Origin of the sequence: Mycoplasmopsis iners ATCC 19705, from assembly GCF_000701805.1 — a bacterium.
Lineage (GTDB): Bacteria > Bacillota_I > Bacilli_A > Mycoplasmatales > Metamycoplasmataceae > Mycoplasmopsis > Mycoplasmopsis iners.
This window is the reverse complement of the sequence record NZ_JNJW01000014.1, coordinates 1-21749: the sequence shown is the minus strand read 5'-3', so window position 1 is coordinate 21749 and position 21749 is coordinate 1. Positions and strand designations below refer to the sequence as shown.

Below are 21749 nucleotides of genomic sequence, written 5' to 3'. Positions count from 1 at the left end.
TTAAAAAACCTTGAATTCTTCACTCAGATCACGGATTTCAATATTCATCATCTAAATATCTCGATGTAGTTGCAAAAAACAATGGAAATGTATCTATGGGCAGGGTCGGAAATTCATTAGATAATAGGGAAGTTGAATATTTCTTTTCAAACATCAAATCTGAGTGTTTAAACTTTGTAAATTACAAAACAATTTGCTTTGATAAACTCAAAAACATTATCAAAGATTACATTGAATGATATAACAATGAAAGATTTCAATCTGTGTTAAATTGAAAAACACCTCAACAATATTGAGATGCTTTGAGTTTTTTATAAATTGTCTATAAAACTTGTCCTAGTTTATTTCGCTTTTGTGGTAATGTTTTTAATATGTCAAAGTTAGTTATTGTTGAATCACCAAATAAGGTGCAAACTATCCAAAAATATTTGGGTAGTGACTATGAAGTTATGGCTTCAGTCGGTCATATTATGAAATTGTCTACAACTGGAGAAATGGGTTTGGGAATTAATTTACAAACTTGAGAACCCAAATATGTTATTGATCCAGCAAAAAAAGATGTTGTTTCAAAACTTAAAAAAGCTGCTAAAGGCGCAGAATTAATTTATATTGCAACTGACCCTGATCGTGAAGGCGAATCAATTGGAGAAAACTTAGTTAAACAATTAAAAGTAGAAAATAAGTATAAAAGAGTTAGATACAACGAAATTACTAAAGAGGCTATTTTACAGGCTTTTTCAAATCCTAAATTAATTGATGAAGCTTTAGTTAGCGCTCAAAAAGCTAGAAGAATGTTAGATAGAATAATTGGTTTTAGACTATCTAAATTAATGAAGCAAAAATTGTCAAATTCACCAACCAATCCAAGTGCTGGTAGAGTTCAATCAATTGCTTTAAAATTAATTGTTGATCGTGAAAAAGAAATTGAAAAGTTTATTCCACAAGAATATAACAAAGTCGAAGCGGTTATTAATGATAATTTAAGAGCTTCAATCTATTTTGAAAAACATAATAGCGATCAAAAAGATTGGGTATTTTTAGACGAATTAGACTATGTAAAAGGCGAATTGGTCAAAGAACCACAAAAACAATTAATAGTTAAAGATATTAAAGTTAGCGAAAGAAAAGTTGCTTCAGTAACTCCTTTAAAACAATCAGTTTTATATAAAAAATCACCTTTTAGCGCAACAACAACGCAATCTGTGGCTCAAAAACTTTATGAAGGTTTTGGTGATGGTGGTTTAATTAGTTATCCAAGAACAGACAGTACAAGATTAAGTTTAAGTTTTATAGAAGAAGCAAGAAAATATATTAAAAATAAATATGGTGAAAACTATATTTTAGAAGAAATCAAGGGTGTAGCCGGTGATCAAGATGCCCACGAAGCAATTAGACCAACTAACATTCATTTAACCCCTAATGAAGCTAAACAAAAATATCAATTAAGTGACAATGAATATAAAATTTACAAATTAATTTATGAACACACTTTAAGAGCTTTGATTAAAGCACCAATTAGATCAAGCAAAAGTTATACTTTAGAAAAAAATGAATTACTTTTTAAACTAACAACAAGTAAAGTAATTTTTGATGGATACTACATAATTAAAGATGAAAACGACAATGAACATAGTGATTTAAATCAAGACCCTAACTTTGAAATTGGGCAAAGTGTGACTGTTAAAGAATTCAATATAACTAATCACTTTACATTGCCTCCGGCAAGATATAGTGAAGGTTCACTAATTGAAGCTTTAGATAACATCAAAGTTGGTCGTCCATCAACTTTTGCCTCAACAGTTAAAATTGTTTTAGACCGTGAATATGCTATTAACCAAAATGGCTCACTACATCCAACTGAATTTGGTAAAACTGTTTTAAATAAATTAATTGAAGGTTTCCCAAAAATTATTAATGAAGGTTATACTGCGGAAGTTGAAGAACAATTAGATTTAATTGCTGAAGATAAAATTGGCATTAAATTGGTTATGGATAGTTTTTACGAAAAATTCACCGAGTCATTTATTAGCGCTGAAGAAAATTTAGAAAGAACTACTTTTACAACAGTAATTGAAGGCGACAAATGCCCTAATGACGGCGGCCAATTAGTCTTAAAATCAGGCAAATTTGGTAAATTTATTGGTTGTGAAAATTACCCTAATTGTACCTTTACTAAAAATCAAACAGCTGATGAACCATGTCCGAAGGACGGCGGTGAATTAGTCCTAAAAAATGGCAAATTTGGTCAATTTTACGCTTGCTCAAATTATCCAAATTGTAAATATATTAAGAATTTAAAATTTAGACGCTCATACAAGAAATAAAAAAATAAATTCCGTAAGGAATTTATTTTTCATTCTTAGCGTTTGTCATTGAACACATAACATCTCTAATTTGTTTTTCAGAAGCTTTTCTTCCCATTTGAAGGAACATAGCTCTAATCATTTTTTCATTAATTGGAGGATTTTCTTTTAATTGTTTTTCAAAAACTTTACGTGAAACCACGAAAGCAATAAATGCACCAACTAAGGCACAAACAATGGCAACAGCAAATACTATGCCAATTCATCCACCTAAGCTTACGCCACCTGCCATAATTATCTCCTTTATAAAATTTTATTTATTATACTAATTATTTGATTTTACTAAAAATACTTATTTATACATAATTTTATTAGTGTATTGTTTTTCGTTCATTGCTTTAGCAAATTCAACTAATAAATCGCCAGCACTTAATAAATCATTTAAATTACACATACCAATAGGTGAATGCAAATATCTTTGAGGTAAAGAAATTGTAATTGTAGCTGCACCACCTTTAGAATATTGTAATTCAGAAGCATCTGTTCCACCACCCATTGAAATAAATTTATAATGAGCAATGTTTTTGTTTTTGCCTATTTCACAGAGGAATTCGGTAAGTTTAGGATCAGCTAACATTGCACCGTCCATAATTCTTAAGGCAGCTCCATACCCTAATTTAGTTGTCCCAGCAATAACATTAGGTGTGTCATGAGAAGATGTAGTATCAAGCGCAATGGCTATTTGTGGATTAATTAAAGATACTGAAGTAACAGCTCCACGAGTTCCAACTTCTTCTTGAACTGTGCCAACTAAATATAAATCTACATCTAAATTTTCGTTGGCCAATTTGTTAGCAATATATTGTAAAACACAAACACCAGCACGGTTATCCATTGCTTTTCCAGCTATTAAATCTGGATTATCAAAGTGGATTGTTTCACCACTCATATAAATTACATTACCTATTTCAACACCTTTGTTTTTAGCTTCTTCATCAGAAACAAAACCAAAATCAACATATAAATCATTCATTGTTACAGCTTTTTGAACTTTTTCAGCTTGCATAATGTGAATTGATGTGTGCCCAAAGATTCCTAAGTATTTTTGATTATCATTAGTCACTAAAGTTGCTTTTGTGCCAACTACAACATTTGGTCAAATACCACCAATTGGTTTAACTAAAATTTGGCCTGTTTTAGCAACATCTTTAACTAGAAAGCCAACTTCATCCATGTGTGCGGCTATCATTACTTTTGGAGCATTGGGATTTTTAGATTTTTTATGAAGAATAATTGAACCAAAATTGTCATATGAAACTTCATATTGCTTTTGATCAATGTTTTCAAGCAACATTTTAGCTACTGGCTGTTCAAAACGAGAAGGAGCTTCTAATTCCATGTATTTAATTAATTGTTCTTTAAATTGTTGTTTATTCATAATTCCTCTTTTATTTGTTAATTACAAATTCTACTAATGTGTCAATTAATACACCTTGTGGTTTACCGCCAGTATCTGCTGTTCCAGCAACATCACAGTGAATAAAAGGCACTTCGTTAGTGAATTCTTTTAAAAACATTGCCGCATGATTTGAATCGGCTCTGGTTGTTGATGAATAATTTAATAAATCCGCAACTAAACTACTCTTATTGCCTTCATTGAAGTCTTCGTGGAATGGCATTCTTCATACTTTTTCATGGGCAATTTCAGCAGATTTGTTAAATATGCTTCAATTTTCATCATCAGTAGCGTAAATGCCACTATGTGAATTACCTAAAACAGTTAATATTGTGCCAGTTAATGTCGCAACGTCAATTAAAAGTGTCGCATTTAATTTGGTTGCTCCATAATATAATCCGTCTGCTAAAACTAATCTACCTTCAGCATCGGTATCAGTAACTTCAACGCTAATTCCTGCCATTGATTCATAAACATTTTCTGGTAATGAAGCATCACCATCAAGTCTATTATCAGTAATCATCATAACAGCAGCAACATTTTTCTTAACTTTTAATTGCGCTAATGATTTTACAGCATAGGCAACAATTACAGAACCAGACATATCATATTTCATGCCTTCCATATGATAACCTTTGGTGTTTACTCCCCCTGTATCAAAAGTAATCCCTTTACCAACTAAAACTGTTTTATCTTTGCTATCTGGATTTCCATTATATTCAATAACAACAACTCTTGGTTCATGTGTTGAGCCTTGGTTTACTGAAAGAATTAAGCCCATTTTTAATTCTTGAATAGCTTTTTTATCTAAAACTGTTAGTTTTAAACCTTCAATATTTGAAAAATCATTAACAATATAGTTTGCTAATTGCTCTGAATTACAATAATTTTCAGGCATTATTTGTAAGTTTCTTGCTTTATTTCTGTTTTCGGCAATAATTACAAATTTATTAAATAATTCTTGATACATATCATTTTCAAAGAATAAGCTAAATTCTGTTTTTTCAGCAACGCTTTTTTTCTTATTAAATAAAATTGCGCTTTTGAAAATTATTCTTGAAACTAAAGCTTTTAAAACAGTTTCAAAGTCAAATTTTTCATTAGCAAATGAAGCCACATCAATTTGATATGGTCTTTGTGAAGTTAATAAATTATCAATAACTTCTACTAATTGACTATATGTTTCTACTTTTGATTCGTCTAAATAAATATAACTTACTAAATCATTGAAAAAATCAGTAATTTTCCCGTGTTTCGTACTAATTAATGGATTGTGTTCTTTAGAGCTATATTGTGCTTTTAATAATAAATTTTCATTTCTTGTTGTTAAATATTTTAATTCCATAATTTCCTTTCTATTTACATGCTAAAAGCATTGCAATTTCTTTATCGTAAATTGGCCCTTCTTCGGGTATTGGAGTTTCTAAAATGATTGGTATGTTGTCAAAATCAGGATCATGAACAAATTTTGCCAATGTTTCTAGTTTAATTAACCCTTGATTAATATTAGCATGACGATCTTTGTGTGAACTTAACTCGTTTTTTGAATCATTCAAATGAATTACTTTAACATTTTTTAACAAATCATATTTAAGCAACTCATTTTTGAAGTTTTGATAATCTTTTAGGTTATAACCGGCATCTCATAAATGACAAGTATCTAAGCATAATTGAACTCTATCATTATTAATAGTTTTTAAAACATAACTTATTTCTTCAAAGTTTCTACCAACTTCTGTACCTTTACCCGCCATAGTTTCAATACAAATAACAACATCTTCAGTTTGGCTAATAATTTGTCTTAAATTATTAATTAATGTATCAAGTGCTTCTTTAGCAGTAAATTTAGTATATGCTCCTGGATGTAATACTAAATATTTTGCTCCAAAATAATTCATCCTTTTAATTTCTTCAATCAAAAATTGAATTGCAAAATCTGCTTTTTCTGGATTAGATGGATTGACAATATAAGGTGCATGAATAACTATGTCTTCAGGCTTGATTAACTGAGCATAATTTTTTAAATATTCATCTTTTTTGTATTCATTAACGCTTACTCTTCTTGTATTTTGTGGAGCGCCTAAATAAATCATCATACAATTTGCTTTATTTTTAATACTTTCTTCAACTGAACCTACTAAGTAATTTGGTTTGGTGAAAGAAATATGAGAACCTAATTTAATCATTTTTTCTCCTTTATTATTAATAAAATGATATATTTAATAATGCTATTTGAAACTAAAATATTTTTAATATTTTAAAAAGTAAAAAATTTTTATTTTTTATTTTAATGTTTTAAAAATTTGATTATAATACAATAGCAATTTTTAAAGATGCCCAGGTGGCGGAATAGGTAGACGCAAGGGACTTAAAATCCCTCGAACGTTAGTTCGTGCTGGTTCAAGTCCAGTTCTGGGTACCATTTGGTCCCAAAAGGATCAAAATGCGTCCATAGCTCAGCAGGTAGAGCAAATGGCTTTTAACCATTGGGTCAGAGGTTCGAATCCTCTTGGACGTACCATTTCAAGAAATTGACTAGACAAAAACGTGCTTTGGCACGTTTTTTTAGTTTTATTTTATAAACTTGCTAGACATATAAACCTTTCCAAGTTTAATGCCACTAAAAAACGAATATGCCTATAAATAAGGAGTTTTTGTTTTTGGCATTTCAAAATTACATACATAAAATTAATAATGAGTACTAAAAGCTCTTTATAAATTTGTACATTTCACATTTCCCACTTAGTAGCATAAAATAAAAAAAATAAGGCTTAAAACCTTATTTATCTTTTAATCTTCTTAATGTTGGGAATAATAAAACATCTCTAATTGAATTTGTTTCAGTTAAAAGCATAATTAAACGATCGATACCAATTCCACAACCACCTGCTGGAGGCATACCATATTCTAAAGCATCTACGAAATCATAGTCAATATCACTTGCTTCGTCATTTCCATTGTTCTTTTCTTCTAATTGTGCTTCAAATCTTTCTAATTGGTCGATTGGGTCGCTTAACTCAGTATACATATTTGCGTATTCTTTAGTATTAATAAATAATTCCGCTCTTTCTGTAAATCTTGGGTCATCTGCTTTTGATGCTAATGGAGAAATTTCGATTGGGTGTCCATAAACGAATGTAGGTTGAATTAAGGTGTGTTCAATCAATTCTTCGTATAAAGCATTAATGATGTGGCCAATAGTAAAGAATTTTTCAATTTTTACATTGTGTTTTTTAGCAACTTCAATTGCTTCTTCTAATGAAATGTTTCTAAAATCAGCACCCGCTGCTTCACTAACAGCGTCAACCATGTTAATACGTTTAAATGGTTTAGATAAGTCTACTTCAACACCATTGTTTAAAAATACGCTTTTACCAATTTTTTGGCAAAGTTCTTTGAATAATGTTTCAGTACGGTTCATCATACCTTCAACATTAGAATAAGCTTCATAGAATTCAATGGTTGTAAATTCAGGGTTGTGAGTTGTGTCATAACCTTCATTTCTGAAAATTCTACCCATTTCATAAACTCTGTCAAAGCCACCAACAACTAATTTTTTAAGTGGAATTTCAGTTGCGATTCTTAAAACAAATTCTTGGTTTAATGAATTGTGACGTGTTTTAAATGGACGCGCTGCTGCACCTGATAAATAATCATGTAAAAATGGTGTTTCAGCTTCAATATAACCTAAATCATTAAAATAATCTCTAATTCATTGAACTACCTTGGTTCTTAATTTGAATCTTTCTCTTGATTCTTCGTTCATGATTAAATCAACATAACGACGACGATATCTTTCTTCAGTGTCAACTAAACCATGGTATTTTTCAGGAAGAGGTTTTAAAGCTTTAGTTAATAATTCTAATTTTTCAACTCTTAAACACACAGCTTCTGTGTGTGTTTTCATAACTTCGCCACTAACTCAAACAATGTCACCAATGTCTAATGTTTCAAATAATTCAACATATTGTTCTAATTCTTTTTTATTGAAATAAGCTTGAATTTGTCCTTTGTAATCTTGTATAACTAAGAAAGGACCTCTTTTTGTCATTAAACGACCAGCAATATTTTTAATGACTTTTTTTTCTTCTAATTGCTCTCTAGAAAATTTTTCATTTTCAGCAATAATGTCGGCACTGTATTCTAAATTGCCTAAACCATATGCTTTCTTGAAAGAAGAAATATTTTTTTCAGCATATTCTTTAACTTTATTTCTACGCACTTGTTCTTGTTCGCTATATTTTGACATATACACTCCTAAAATATTGTAAATATTGTCTTATAACTAATTTATATATTTAATTAAAATTATAAATATAAAATATTTAATAAATTTTATATATAAATTTAAAAATATATAAAAAATAGGAAAAAAATCATAAAAATAACAGTTTGGTTATATTCTTGTTATTAATTATCAAATAATTTACATTTTTTAATCAAACGATCAAAATATTGTTTTCAAATCGTTCTAGAAGATGAAAAAATCATTTTTTTACCATTTTCAGTTTTTCCCAAAAACGTCTTTTTTTTTTTTTTTTAGCTAAAAAACTTGTTTTTTCTTGTTTTTAACAAAAAACACTATAAATAAGTGTTTTATGGCACAAAAAAATTGTGTTTTTTAGCTTTTGTGTCGTATAAGGCTTATTTATAGATATATATCAAACAACAAAAAATATAATTATTTTTTTAACTAATTTGCCTTTAAATAAGTTATATAAGTAAATTTTAAAAATTTTTTTATACTTTTCAAAAAAATTTTATTTTTTTTAAAAAAGTGTGAAAATAAAGGTAAGGAAATGACTTATTTATATATAAAACCCTTTAAAAAATGGGGGTGGGAAAAAATAGTTGTTTTTAAAGGAAATAGGTGAAAAATGAAGAAAAAATATATGTTAAATTTGTCTGCTGGTCTTATTGTGGGATTATCTACATTGATTAGTAGCACTTGCGTTACAAAAATTAAAATTGACGATCCAAAACCTCCTGCAAATCCTGGTGATGATGTAATTGTTGAACCTAGTTTGCCGGTGTTGCCTGGTCAACCATCAAGAGATCAAAACACTCCTAAGCTTAATATTCCGGGGCGTCCAAGTATAGTTACTGCTGATAGCAAAGGAAACTTAGACTTAAGTAAATACAATAATTTAAGCGCAGAAGAAAAAAATAAAGCTGATTTAGAAGGCTATGTAAATGCTTTGAAAGAAGTATATGGTGATGGTAATAATTATATTAATACTTTAATGAGTGCTGAAAATGTCGCAGAATATGATAAAAAAGCTAAATTAGCAAATCAACCAGATTATGAATCTGCTATATTGAGAAATTTTTCAGTAGTTAATTCTGATGGAACTCTAAAATTAAATCCAATTAGAAGTTCTCTTAAAGCAGCTTATTGAAGAAGTAATCCTGCCGATAATAGAGGACTACCAAGATTTTTACCAAATCAATTGTATAAAGATCTCGCATTACAGTCTTATGCTATTTCTTTCACAAATTACAATGCTATTATTAAGCAATCTAAAGCTTTTAAAGGAACTGCTTGAATTTTAGATTATCAACTGGATCAAAATGGTTATCCAACCAAATGATATTTAGCAACAAATGCTCACGTTGTTCAAGGATTTACTAAATCAAGAGAGACATCTAATAATGATAGGTTTACTAATATAGTTGATGTAAACACTGAAGCGCAAGAATATAATGAAGCAAAAGCCATTTTTAATCAAGCGGAAAACGCATTTAATGAATTGGTAAAAGATATTGATAAAGAAATTGAACAATTGCTTGAATTAGAAAAAGAATATCATGGAAAAATTCAACAAGCCGAAGCTAATAACAATAAAGAAAATATAGCTCGTTACACTAAATTAAAACAAAATGTTGAAGAGAAATTAATCCAAAAAAATCAGGAAAGACAAAATTTAATAGATACTCAATGAACACCTGAGTGAAGTTTAAAATGAAATAAAGCCAAAAAAGATATGAACAAATTTTATGGTGTTACAACTTCAATTAGACTTGAACACTTTAATGAAAATACCGGATTAAATCAATGATTAAAAACAAATGGTCTTCAACCAACTGTTGATACATTTAGTTTTAATCCTTCACAAGTTAAATTAATTTACACAGGATTAGATTTCCTTAATACAAGTCCAAGTCAATATGTTGAATCGGATTCGAGATTAAACACCTTAGAAGAAGCTGCTGATTTCGCTGTGCTAGAAATTGATTTCACAAGTCCTTCAAATAATTATTCATACTACAACAATTCAAATCCAGATAACGTTATAGTTGTTGAAAGTGCCAATGAATTAGCTGAGTTAGCAACAGCAAATTATGCTAATTTAGATAAAAACAAACAAATAAAATTTGCTTCAAAAACTGTTAAACAAAATTACGAGGTACTAGTAAATGAAAAACTAAAAAATGTGCCATTAACCAATGGGGCTGTTATAGAAACAAGCAAAAGCAATTTTGATTTTATTTCACTTGGCTTTCCAATATCATCAACTGACAAATTTATTGAAAATAGCCCTGAAGAAATTGATAACTACATAAATAAAAATAGTCAAAGTATATGAATTAATAAGCCATACTATATAGGTGATGGTAAACAAGTTTCTGGGGCAATATATACAAAAGAATATGGCGGTGGTTTAAATAAAGCTATTAGTATTAGAAACTGATTAGATAAACCTGGTGTATTCGACATAACAATTACAAACCCATTAATTAATGCTAAAAAGAATACAGGTTATGTGTTTGGTAACATTCAAGATTCAGAATCAACTTATAAAACAGGCGAATACATTAATTATGGTTTAGGATTAAGCTTAAATAATTGACAACCTTTAGGTGGCGCTTCTGGATCAAGTGTCAGAAACATTGATGGTGAGTTAGTAGCTATTAACTATGCTGTTGCTGATGGAACAGGTTTAACTCTAACAGCATTTAGTCAAACATTCAGAAGTGATGGTGATGATTATAATGGTTTCTATGGCAAATATAAACTAGAAAAATATGACTTGATTTATGGTGGCGGTCCAAACCAAAGAACATCATATCGTCAAGCTCTAAATAAATTAAACGCGGGAATTAGAACCAACTTATTCCCTAATGGTACAAGCGATGAACATGTACCAACAGAATTTAGATTTAGTTAGGAGGATAATATGATTAAAGCTAAAAAAATAAAGTTAATTATTAACTTAAGTGCAATTTCAACAGTTGCTTTAGCAAGTGCTTTAATTGCTAAATTTGTAAGTAGTGAAAATGCAGAAAAAGCAAAAAATATCAATCCTCTTATACAAAATAGAGGTAGTAAATCTATTTTAACAAGTGAAGATGTTAAAACTAATGACAAATTTGCTTCAAATAAAGATGATTCATTAGAGTTAAAAGAAAAGAAAATAACTCCTATTGAAGCTGAACAACCAAAAGAAAAGCCAAAAGAAGAGCCTAAAGTTGAGGCTGAAAAACCTCCTGTTGAAGAAAACCAACCAAAAGAACCAAACGTAGAACCAGAATTGCCAAAAGAACCTGAACCTGCTCCAGTTGAGCCTGCTCCTTCTAATCCAGTTGAACCCGAACCAGATCCTCAACCGGTAACTCCGCCAGCAGAACCCGAAATACCAGAAAACCCAGAAAAAGAATCTGAAAAAGATACTTCAACAACAATTGTTGATAATAATAACAATGATAATGAAGAACCTATTTACACTGATGTAAATCCTGTAGCTCCTCCAGATGATAACGAAAAAGAAGATAATGAACCGATTCGTATTGATGAACCGGTTGTAGTAGCCCCTGAGCCTAAACGCGAAGATGAACCTGAAAAACCAAAGGAAAAAGATCCAAGTGAATTAGAAGCTGTTGCTATTGCCGGACGTGTAGATTTATCAACTATTAAAGATTTAGACTTTGCAAAATTAAAAGAATTAGAACCTTCTAAAATTGAAGAGAAGGCTAAAAAAGAAATTAAAGATAGTTTAGCAAAAGCTAGAGCAGTTGCCGCTAAAATGCCTAGCCATTGATCTGCTGAAGATAGAAAAATATTACACAATGCTTTTAAAAAACTTAGAGAATTTAATCCTTATACTGCTGGTGCGTCTTATGACGAAGTAGGTTGAGATAAATACTTAGATTTGGTTGAAAACACTGGTGAAACAACTGAAGAAAAATGAAAGAGATTAGGTATGTCTGCAACCTGAGGAAATGACAACAGATACAATTACCCATTGTTATTCAAAATGATGTTAGAAAATTATGAAAGACAAGCCGATGAAATGTTTGCAAAAGGCATGGTTCCAAACATTAACTGAATGGATACTGGTAATGTTTGATCTCATGCAGACTTAAGCAAAAACGTTGTTAGAAACAAAATGATAGCTGACAACAAAAGAAGAGTATTTTCTAATGATACTGAATGAAAAAGAAACACTGGTGAAATTAGAAACCTTAATTACAATGGTTATAGTAAAACCGATGTTTCAAATGATTTCAAAAAATTTGGATTTACAAACAAAGATGGTATTGAAGTTTACAAATATACACCTAACAAAGACAATAAATATGCTCTTGATAATAACCCAGGAAATAAATTCATTGCTGTTTTAGATGCTTCAAACAGATCTGGATACACTAAATTCCTTGATTTTGTTAAAAAAGCTTCAGCTCAAAGCAGAAATAAATTAGATGGTATTGTTATTAAAAACATGGGTCTTGGAGATAAATATCAAGACTTTAAACATATCCTTTCTCAATTGCCTTCAAACATCAAGAAATTAACCCTATTCTTTGAAGCTAAAGACACTTCATCATTAATTGGATTAAAAGACAAACAAATTGATGAATTAGAATTATATACATCGAATGAAACAATAAGTCATGAATGAGCGATTAACCCGAATGCTCTAAGAGGTGTAAAATACATTAGTTTCGATTATAGCCACTCTGCAACATCAACCAATAAGGACATGCCTGGTTCAATAGTATTTAATACACTTAAGTTTGAACCAACAGATACTGTTGACATTATTAATCAAGGTCTAGATATGGCTTTTGACACAAGATCAGGCGAAAGAGTGTTCCAAGGTCAATTTGGCGATGGTTCATGACCAACATTCCTAGACTTTTCGAATAATCCATCGATTAGAAGTTTACAAGGCATGCGCTTCCATGACAGAGTATTTAAAAAACTTACACTTTATAACAGAAATAATATTTTTACAGTTGACGGAAAAACAATTAGTGATCAACAATGATCTGCTTTACTAATTAAAGGACCAGAACGTCCAAAATTAGAATTTGTTTCACCTGTGACAGTTGACACATTATACATTTCAGGTAATGCTGTTGACTTAAAAGATAATTACAACGTTCAATTTTATGCTTTACTAGAAGCTGGTAAATATGTATTTAATACTGTTTATGTTGACAATCAAAAAATGGCTGATACATTAAATAGAACACAAGCATTCACCACCTTTGGTAAAACAGCAGTTGTAAAACCTGCTAACTTTAACCCTGATGGAGATTTAAATGCAAACGACATTTCATTCGATTAGTTTTAAACGCTTTTGAAAAACGAACATTAAAAAAGAAAACGTTTTGAAGTTTTCATCTTTATGTTTTCTTTTTTTTGCTACCATTTCGTTCTTATTTCTGTTTAATCGACAGATACAAATATTTGCCCAAAAACCCTTTGAAATAATTCAAAGCGGAAGAATTGTTTCAGAAAAAACAATTGATTACTCAACTTTGTTTAGTGTGTCTAATTTACATTATAAAAGTTTAAATTTTGCAATTCTATTTACAAGTTCTCTTTATTTTTTAATAATATTATTGGCTTCAATTTATGCTTATTTCATAATTAACAAAAACAATTTATTGTTCAAAAGATATATTTATTGATATGTAATTTATTTAGTTTATGGTTTGGCTTCGTTGATAATATATGCTTTTATTCATTTGGATTGAATGGTGCCAAACACAAATACACAATTGTTTCCAACTAAATTATTATTTATTAAATCATTAATATTAGTTCCACTCGTCTTGATTAAACTTACTTATGACATTTATTCATTAAATGTTAAAAACAAAAACTTTTTGTTTAGGTATTCGCAAATAATTGCCGCTATGGCCTATACTGTTTTAAAAATAATTGGTCTATTAGCAACATATGCTTTGTTCTATTTCTTTATTACGAATAGAAAAGAAATCTATGAAATATTTGACAAAAAAAACACATTAATTACAGCAATAGCAAATTTAAATCAATGAATTTTTACAGGAATTGTTTTTGCCTTAATTGTTTATTTTGTACTTTTAGTTTATTTAGCATTTATTATTAACAAAAATAATTTCTTACAAAAAAATTTAGTTAAAAGTCGTTTAAATAAATTAGCAAATATTTTTACAACGCTTATAACTTCAACATTAATCTTTGCCCTTTATTTCTTATCATGAAAATTTAAAAATGAGCTTTTTGTTGAAAATGATAAGCTTCAAAAAATTCTGTTCTTAACAATGCCAATTGTGGTTAACTTTAGTTTATTAACAGCATATTTCATCTTTACATTTATCAAAAAACATTATTTTGCTATTCATAATAACAAAGCAAAATACCTAAATCTTGGCTTATTATTACTCATTCAAATAAATACTTTAATCTTTAATTTATTTGTTGAAAACAACTATAAAATAATCCTTTTGGTATTTTCGACACTATTCTATTTAATTGCTTTCATAAGACTTAAAAAACTAGATATTTACTTTAATAGAATAGAAAGTTTAGTAACTTTAATAAATGTTATGTTTATGGCAGCATTTGTTGTATTCCAAATTGCGATTTTTACAACAATTCACTTTAACAACTACGCGATTTACTCTTTAACAGAAACAATTGATTTAGCTAATGTAATGTTGATTGTTTCACTAAGCGGAATTGGTGTTTTATACATATTTAATCTTTTAAAAATAATTACCTCACTTGGCTTAATTTACTTTTATGGTCTACGTGAAAAAAGAATGAAAAGGATAATTAAAAATGAAAATAACTAAAAAAGAATTAAAACAATACTTAATAAAAACTGAAAATTTTAAAAAATCGCTTTATGGTTCATACAATCAATTGCTTAAAAACAAAACAATTGATCAAAACACATTATTTAATTCTTTCATTCTTAAATTCAATGTGGACACAGACAAAGTAGAATGAAAAAATTTATTAGATAAACTTAATAACAATCTCATAGACAAGCACAATTTAATTTTTGATGAATTTACTTTAGTTTGAACAATTGAACCAAGATTTAGTATGACTACTTTATACCCACAAATTGGCCAAGCTTCATCAAATGTATTAGATACAAATATGACTTCAGCAATTGATTCAATAAGTCAAAAATTTAATTTATATATTAATGATTTGCTTGAAAACGACTATAAAATAGCACTATTTGAAAACACGATTTTATTTAAAGATCCACAAACTGAAAACTATAAGTTTCTTTTTGGAGAATTGTTCTTAAATGAACCTCAAGAAAATTAAAGAAAAGTATGAAATCTTAAATAAAATTCAAAAAATAGTTGCGTCTAAAAAAAATATTACTTTAGTTAATATTTTGAAACTCTCAAAAGAAATTGGTTTTTATTTAGACCGTGTTAATTTTTCTAAAGCAATAATTCAACACTTATTATCTAAATTCAACAATGAAAACATTGCCTTAAACAAAAATAAATCATTATTAAATAAAGCAGTAACTTTATGGGTTTATGTTACTGAAGAAGAAAAATACAATACCAACTCATATAAAAGGCATGAATTGGCAATAGAACAAAATGCTGATCTAAAAAGAGATTCATTCATTTTAATCGGTCAAAGAGCAATGTCATTTGGTAAAAAACATAATTTAAACATTGTTTTTGAGCACCAAGAAAATGAAGTAGAAAAATTAACTGAACTTTTACCTAAATTAATTGTAAAACAGTTTATTTCGACAAATATTACCGATCTAAATTTTGTGATTAATTCATCTAAAATTGAACAAAAATACATTAAATTATTGCCTATTAAAGAAAATAATTTTGCCTTAAACTATCATAAAAACCAAGAGTTTTTAACACAAGAATTTGCAAAATATAGAATCTTTCAAGAGCTTGATGATTTCATTGAATCGGAATCTGAATCGTACTTAACATATGCTACATTGTCATTGCTAACTGAATCGGCGCTTGTAAAAGAAAAATACAAATTAGTTGTGCAAAATAAAACATTGAATGAATTGGAAGAAAAAATAAGCAAACAGAAAAGAATTTATCTTCGTCAAAAAAGAGAGCTTGAAATTGAAGAATCATCAATTTTAAGCAAGAAAAAAGATATGCTCCATTCATCAGCAAGTGAGGGGAAATAAAATGAAAAAACTAATTTTAATTTCTTCTAAAATGAACAAGAAAACAACAAATATAAAAACTTTTAAAGTCAATGAACAACTTAAAGATGAATGAATAAAAATTGAAGATTTTACTTTAGCAAGTTTTAAAAATGTGTTAATTTCTTTCACAACTCAAAACAACGAAGAATATTTTGCCTTAGTTGATTCATTACTTATTCAATCAAAAGATCAAGAAATTAATCTTTATTACAATGAATATTTCGAAACATTCATTCAAAAACAAGATAAAAACCAATTAAAAATATTAGAAACCAAATACAAAGAAGTAATTTCACGTATTAAAAAAATGAAGTTGCTTAAAATGGTGAATTGAAATACTTTAAATGAAACTGAATTGGAAATTTTAGAAAAACAAGCTTTCAAATTAAAAGCCCAAATTTACTTTTCATTATTTAATAAGGAGTTAGTATGAGACTAAAAAAAATCTTAAAATTAGGAGTAGTCTCATCAGCTACTTTACCATTGATGTATTTAGTTTCGGCCGGAGAAGAACAACCAAGCACTGGCACAAGCACAAACAATGATCCAAATAATCCAGCATCAAGTAATGAAAACACGAATCCAGCTCCTGCGCCTGAACCTGCTAATTTTGCCGAATTAAAGCCTAAACATGATAAATTAGTCAATGACCGTTTAGTTCAATTTATTGAAAAAGCAATTGAAAATGTTAAAAAAACAATTACTGAAGAAAAAATAATTGCCGATGAAAATAATCTTGAATGAGCACAATTAGTTAAAGTAATGTACTACACAAAAGTGTTAAATTATTTGAATTCTAAAAAAGATCAAATAATAGCTAATCCAAATCAAAATAATTTCAACATAATTTTTCCAAAAGTATTAGCAAGCGAAAACTACAAAATGGCCGATATTACTTATGGAGAGGAAGTATTCGCTCCAACTATGGTTGGTTTAGAAGCTCCATATAACTATGATAAAGTTACCGGTTTAAATGAAGCTAATAAAATCGAATACAAAAGTGATGAAAATGTTGCTAATAAAAATAGCGAAGAAACTATTTTAAAAGCTACAAATGATTATTTTGACAACTTAGACAGTGAATGAGAAAGTATATTATTAAATAATGGCGATATTCCTAAATATAGCAATCATAAAGAAGCCTTTGAATTAAATGAAACCACTGAAGCTTTAGAATTAAAATTACCTGAAGGCTTTACAGATTGAAATGATTATATAAGCAAAAAATTAGATAATCAAACTTTAAAATACGACTTAACCAAAAACATGGAATTCAATGAAGAAGAAACGGAACCAATAATTCCTGAAAAACCAGTCATTGATGAAATAGTTGAAGATCCTAAAAAAATTAGAGCTGGTGAAGAAAACATTCCACGGATTGCTCCAATTTTAGATAGCACTTCTTACAATTTATCAAATCAACAGTTGGCCGCCTTATTTAATCAAGGTCGTGAAGCTTTTAATGCTTATAATGTATTTTTCAATAATCCTTTATTGACCTCAATTGCCTATGAAATAGTTGAATTGAGAACAGAAGGTGAGCAATTAATAGCGAAAATATTGATCAAAGAAAAAACTAAAGTAAGCGACTCTTCCACAGCTACATATGAAAAACCTGTTGTTAGATTAGCAAATGCTAAAGAAAGCGAAATGTTAAAAGCTTCAATAAAAGCTATTAATGAAACATTTAGTGAATTCTATAAAGCTCTAAATATAAATTTAGACACTTTAGACTTAGCAGATTTGGCAAGCAAAGAACTAGCTCAAGCTGTCTTTAATCAAATCTTTGATGCTATAAAAATGTATTATTCAGAAAGTTTTACTAACTTGCAAAATGCTATTTTAAATGATTTACAAAATCAAAGCGAAGCTGAAATAAGCAAAGTTTCTAAAGATCTTTTTGTAAGTTCATTAAACAATCAAACTATTAACTCAAATTATTTCTTTGATTACTTATCAATTACATATCGCAAGATTTTTAATAGTTACAAAGAAAGAATTCAAGATCCAACAACTAAAATTGCAGAAGCTACTAAAGCTAATTTTGAATTATTAAAATTAGATATCGAAAAATTGAAAAAAGCTTTTGACGCTTTCCCCTTATTAATAGTTAATTTAGACAGAACAACTGACTTTACTAATTTTTATCAAAAAGACTATCAACATTATTTAAGCAAATTAAAAATCTTACAAACCCAATTTTTCAACATCGCAACATTAACCCAAACTAAAAAAATAGAAGAAGCAAAAGCCTCAAATCCAAACATTGAAAATGAATATTTAAAAGCTTATGAAGAATTAATTATTAATGCTAATGATGAACAAAATAAAACTAATTTCATTATCATTGGTACATTACTATCAATTTTAGCTTCAATCGGTGTAACAGGCTTACTAATTAAATTAATTAGTGTACTCAAAAAGAAAAAAATCAATCGAGGTAAAAATGACAAATAAAATTTTTGTTTCCGCAATCCATGATTACATTATTGAAATTAGCGGATTGAATAATTATCAACAAAATCAGATTTTTTGTTTAAAAAACAATCAAGAAGCAAAATTGATGGTTATTTCAGCATCACAGGACAAGGCTTTTTGTATAGCGAAAAAAAGCTTTGAAAACTATAAAATACGTGAAGAAGTAATTGAAGATGAGCAAATTAGCCAAATTAAAACTTCTAATAGCTTTTTTGGCAAAATAATCGATATTGACAACAATATTGTTTTTCCTGAAGGCAATAAAACTGTTGGTTATTTAAATCGCATGGCTGAAACATTTAATGTTAATAATCCATTAATGACTTATCAACCACTTGAAGAACAACTTTACACTGGTTATTCAGTTATTGATTTATTAATTCCAATAGGTAAAGGACAACGTGAATTAATAATTGGTGATCGCAAAACTGGTAAAACTTATATTGCTTTAAACACAATCATTAATCAAAAAGGCAAAAATGTTAAGTGTATTTATGTCGCAATTGGACAACAACAAACTCAAGTTGCAGCAACTTATCAAATGTTAAAAGAACATCAAGCTGATGAATACACAATTATTGTTAATGCTCCTGCTGATAAACCATATGAACAATATTTAGCTCCTTATGTTGCTATGGCGCATGCTGAAAATCTTTCACACACAGAAGATGTCTTAATTATTTTTGATGATTTAACCAAGCACGCTAATATTTATCGTGAAATTGCTTTATTAATTAATAAACCAGTTGGTAAAGAAGCGTTCCCAAGTGATATGTTCTATGCCCATGCTAGACTTTTAGAAAGAAGCGGTAAATTTGCTAATAGAAAAACAATTACTGCATTGCCAATTTTACAAACAGTTGATAATGATATTACTTCATTAGTTGCATCAAACGTTATTTCAATTACTGATGGACAAATTGTAACTAATAGCGAATTATTTGCTTTAAATAAATATCCAGCAATTGATGTTAATTTATCAGTTAGCCGGATTGGTGGTGGAGTACAAAATAAAATTATCAATCAAACTGCTAAAGTTGTTGGAAAACTTTACCATTCATTCAAAAAACAAGCTAAATTGATAGCTGTTAAATATGACTTAAACGAAGAAATGAATAGTTTAATGTTAAATGGATTACAAATTGAAAAAATGTTTAACCAAAAAGGTATTTCTTCATATGATCCAAATGACATGTTTATTACTGCAAAATTAATTGAATGAAATCTATTAAATAAACTACAAGAAAATGAAATTCAACAAGCAATTAAATTTATAACCTTATATAGCAAAATTAATGATGATGCTAAAAAAGTTGTTAGCGAACTAACTGAAAATGCCTTCCATAATGTAGATATGGCTAAAGATTATTTTGCTTTTATTCTTAAAAGTTATTCAGATAAATTCAAATTAAACTGAAATATCGCAGCTAATCGAAGCTTTTTAGAAATTAATTATCAAGATATTAACGAAGTAAACGACATTTTAGAAGGAGCTAAATAATGAGTGCAAAAATTACCAAAATTTGAACAGATGTTATAGAAATAACATTTGAAAAAGAAAGCTTACCATTAGTTAATAGTTTACTTCTTAGTGAAAAAGGTTCATATTTATTAGTTAAAAAAATCTTAAATGAAAACACTCTTTTAGCTGTTATTGTTGAAAACCAAAAAGCCCTTGAAATAGGTGAAAAAGTCAAAAATCTTAAACACACTTTCCAAGTTCCTGTGGGTGAAAATGCTAAAGGAAATATTTATGATGTGTTAGGTAATAAGCTTAACAATGATCAACAAGATAATAAAGCTTTATATGTAGAAATGGATTCAACTAATAAAGCTAACAAAAATTATGACAAGCAAATTAAAATTCTTCAAACTGGAATTAAAGTTATTGACTTTTTCATTCCAATTTTAGATGGCGATAAAATTGGTATTTTTGGTGGAGCTGGAGTTGGTAAGACTGTGTTAATGAAAGAAATAATTTTCAACTTGTCTAAACAACAAAAAAATACCTCTTCAATTTTTATTGGTTCTGGAGAACGTTCAAGAGAAGCAATTGAACTTTATCATGATCTAACAGAGTCGAATTTGATGCAAAATTCAATAATGTATATCTCTCGGATGAATGAAAACCCTGGTTCGCGGATGAGTATTGTGCCTATTGGTATTACATCAGCAGAATATTTAAGAGATACTAAAAAAGAAAATGTTTTACTTTTTGTAGATAACATTTTCCGTTTCTTACAAGCTGGTAATGAGGTTGCAGCTTCATTAGACAAAAAACCATCAATCGGTGGTTACCAAGCAACATTAAACACTGAAATTTCACACGCTGAACAAAGACTATATAGCAATGAAAATGGTTCAATCACATCATTCCAAACAGTATTTTTACCTATGGATGATCTTTCAGATCCTTCTGCTGTTGCTGTATTTAATCACTTAAATGCTTCATTAGTGCTTTCTCGCGAAGTAAGTGCAAAAAATATTTTCCCGGCTTTTGATCCTTTAGTTTCTTCATCGGCAAATATAAATCCAAACATTTTAGGTAAAAAACATTATGATGCAATTTTAGAAGCTAAATATATCTTACAAAGATACAAAGAGATTGAAGATATTATGTTCATTCTAGGTTATGATGAACTTGATGATGAATCAAAAGTTGTTGTTAAAAAAGCCTTGCAATTACAAAACTTCTTCTCTCAAGCATTCTTTATGACAGAACATTTTACAAGAAGACCTGGAGTATTTGTTTCGCTTGAAGAAACTGTAGATTCGGTTGTTAGAATTCTAAATGGCGAATTCTTAGACATTAACCCAGAAAAATTCTCATACATTGGTTCAGTTAATGATATTCAAAAATAGTCTTTATGGCTATTTTTATTTTGCACTTCTAAATTAAAAGTTGTTTCCCACTTGCTAGTATAAAAATTAAAACTTTGTTTGAGAATGCTTTTATTTCCCACTTAGTAGCATAGAAAGAAAAAAAGCGTTTGATAAATGTTCTTTTCCCACTTGCTAGTATAAATTTTTAGGTCAACACGTTTCCCACTTGCTAGTATAAAAATTAAA

General features: G+C 28.6%; 16 protein-coding genes and 2 tRNA genes. 13 read left to right on the top strand and 5 right to left on the bottom strand.

Annotation, left to right across the window (positions count from 1 at the left end; genetic code table 4):
- Together T395_RS03700 and topA are read left to right on the top strand one after the other, a co-directional pair.
- Positions 1-317: IS3 family transposase (locus T395_RS03700; RefSeq protein ID WP_029512982.1), on the top strand; the 317-nt coding region annotated here is incomplete at its 5' end.
- 54 nt (positions 318-371) lie between these two features.
- Complete coding sequence (gene topA, locus T395_RS0102880) at positions 372-2324, top strand: type I DNA topoisomerase (RefSeq protein ID WP_084273314.1); 1953 nt, start codon at positions 372-374, stop codon at positions 2322-2324.
- A gap of 22 nt (positions 2325-2346) precedes the next feature.
- Here topA and T395_RS0102875 read toward each other — a convergent pair whose 3' ends face one another.
- From T395_RS0102875 to T395_RS0102860, 4 genes are read right to left on the bottom strand one after another with little or no spacing between them, the layout of a single operon-like run.
- On the bottom strand, positions 2347-2595 hold the full coding sequence (locus T395_RS0102875) for a YneF family protein (RefSeq protein WP_029512980.1): 249 nt from the start codon (positions 2593-2595) through the stop codon (positions 2347-2349).
- A gap of 60 nt (positions 2596-2655) precedes the next feature.
- On the bottom strand, positions 2656-3741 hold the full coding sequence (locus tag T395_RS0102870) for a M42 family metallopeptidase (protein WP_029512979.1): 1086 nt from the start codon (positions 3739-3741) through the stop codon (positions 2656-2658).
- A gap of 10 nt (positions 3742-3751) precedes the next feature.
- Positions 3752-5104 carry a M17 family metallopeptidase gene (locus tag T395_RS0102865; protein WP_029512978.1) on the bottom strand — a complete coding sequence of 451 codons (1353 nt, stop codon included), beginning with the start codon at positions 5102-5104 and terminating at the stop codon, positions 3752-3754.
- 10 nt (positions 5105-5114) lie between these two features.
- Complete coding sequence (locus tag T395_RS0102860) at positions 5115-5945, bottom strand: deoxyribonuclease IV (RefSeq protein WP_029512977.1); 831 nt, start codon at positions 5943-5945, stop codon at positions 5115-5117.
- A gap of 149 nt (positions 5946-6094) precedes the next feature.
- Here T395_RS0102860 and T395_RS0102855 point away from each other — a divergent pair.
- Positions 6095-6181: transfer RNA gene (locus T395_RS0102855), tRNA-Leu, on the top strand.
- 23 nt (positions 6182-6204) lie between these two features.
- Positions 6205-6280, top strand: a tRNA-Lys gene (locus T395_RS0102850).
- A 258-nt stretch (positions 6281-6538) separates the two neighbouring features.
- Here the strand turns inward: T395_RS0102850 and lysS are convergent.
- Complete coding sequence (gene lysS / locus T395_RS0102845; protein WP_029512976.1) at positions 6539-8008, bottom strand: lysine--tRNA ligase; 1470 nt, start codon at positions 8006-8008, stop codon at positions 6539-6541.
- Between the two features lie 628 nt (positions 8009-8636).
- On the opposite strand from lysS, the gene mip reads away from it, so the two are divergent.
- The 9 genes from mip to T395_RS0102800 are packed head-to-tail and all read left to right on the top strand — an operon-like array spanning position 8637 to position 21542.
- Positions 8637-10928, top strand: a complete 2292-nt coding sequence (gene mip / locus T395_RS0102840) for an Ig-specific serine endopeptidase MIP (RefSeq protein ID WP_029512975.1) — start codon at positions 8637-8639, stop codon at positions 10926-10928.
- Positions 10929-10937: 9 nt separating this feature from the next.
- The gene (locus tag T395_RS0102835) at positions 10938-13331 is read left to right on the top strand and encodes a putative immunoglobulin-blocking virulence protein (RefSeq protein WP_029512974.1); all 2394 of its coding nucleotides are present in this window, start codon (positions 10938-10940) and stop codon (positions 13329-13331) included.
- A complete protein-coding gene (locus tag T395_RS0102830; RefSeq protein ID WP_029512973.1) occupies positions 13306-14829 on the top strand; it encodes an MSC_0624 family F1-like ATPase-associated membrane protein in 1524 nt (507 codons plus the stop codon). The genes T395_RS0102835 and T395_RS0102830 overlap by 26 nt, the downstream gene beginning before the upstream one ends.
- Complete coding sequence (locus tag T395_RS0102825) at positions 14816-15319, top strand: MSC_0623 family F1-like ATPase-associated protein (protein WP_029512972.1); 504 nt, start codon at positions 14816-14818, stop codon at positions 15317-15319. The genes T395_RS0102830 and T395_RS0102825 overlap by 14 nt, the downstream gene beginning before the upstream one ends.
- A complete protein-coding gene (locus T395_RS0102820) occupies positions 15300-16181 on the top strand; it encodes an MSC_0622 family F1-like ATPase gamma subunit (RefSeq protein ID WP_029512971.1) in 882 nt (293 codons plus the stop codon). Before T395_RS0102825 ends, T395_RS0102820 begins: the two co-directional genes overlap by 20 nt.
- A 1-nt stretch (position 16182) precedes the next feature.
- Positions 16183-16641 carry an MSC_0621 family F1-like ATPase epsilon subunit gene (locus T395_RS0102815; protein ID WP_029512970.1) on the top strand — a complete coding sequence of 153 codons (459 nt, stop codon included), beginning with the start codon at positions 16183-16185 and terminating at the stop codon, positions 16639-16641.
- Positions 16632-18659 (top strand): MSC_0620 family F1-like ATPase-associated subunit, encoded by a 2028-nt coding sequence (locus T395_RS0102810; RefSeq protein ID WP_029512969.1) that lies wholly within the window; start codon positions 16632-16634, stop codon positions 18657-18659. Before T395_RS0102815 ends, T395_RS0102810 begins: the two co-directional genes overlap by 10 nt.
- The gene (locus tag T395_RS0102805; protein WP_029512968.1) at positions 18649-20181 is read left to right on the top strand and encodes an MSC_0619 family F1-like ATPase alpha subunit; all 1533 of its coding nucleotides are present in this window, start codon (positions 18649-18651) and stop codon (positions 20179-20181) included. The genes T395_RS0102810 and T395_RS0102805 overlap by 11 nt, the downstream gene beginning before the upstream one ends.
- Complete coding sequence (locus tag T395_RS0102800; protein WP_029512967.1) at positions 20181-21542, top strand: MSC_0618 family F1-like ATPase beta subunit; 1362 nt, start codon at positions 20181-20183, stop codon at positions 21540-21542. The genes T395_RS0102805 and T395_RS0102800 overlap by 1 nt, the downstream gene beginning before the upstream one ends.
- Positions 21543-21749: the final 207 nt, after the last annotated feature.